Genomic DNA, 228 nt, shown 5'->3' with positions numbered 1-228 from the left:
AGGTCATTGAATGCAAAAACAGCAGTGGCTTTCGTTTCCTGCAGGATTTGTTTCATAGCTTCATTTCCGCTTTGTTTCAGATAGTCGCCATGAAATACATACTTTTCAGGAAGAGAGACTCCGGCATCACGGTAAGCCCATTCATAACCGGCAAGCCGTTCCTGGGTACTGTCAGAATTGGCAGGGCCTGTAATGCACACGATGTTTTTATGTCCAAGTGACAGCAGA

The 228-nt window shown here is 45.6% G+C and carries 1 protein-coding gene; it reads right to left on the bottom strand.

Annotation, left to right across the window (positions count from 1 at the left end; genetic code table 11):
• Positions 1 to 228, bottom strand: a 228-nt coding sequence (locus tag HJV72_RS18960; RefSeq protein ID WP_208073418.1) for a substrate-binding domain-containing protein, incomplete at both ends; no start/stop codon positions are given.

Origin of the sequence: Extibacter sp. GGCC_0201 (assembly GCF_017566055.1) — a bacterium.
In the GTDB taxonomy this organism is placed as follows: Bacteria; Bacillota; Clostridia; order Lachnospirales; family Lachnospiraceae; genus Extibacter.
Note: the sequence above shows the minus strand (reverse complement) of the source record. Positions and strands in the feature narration are given on the sequence as shown.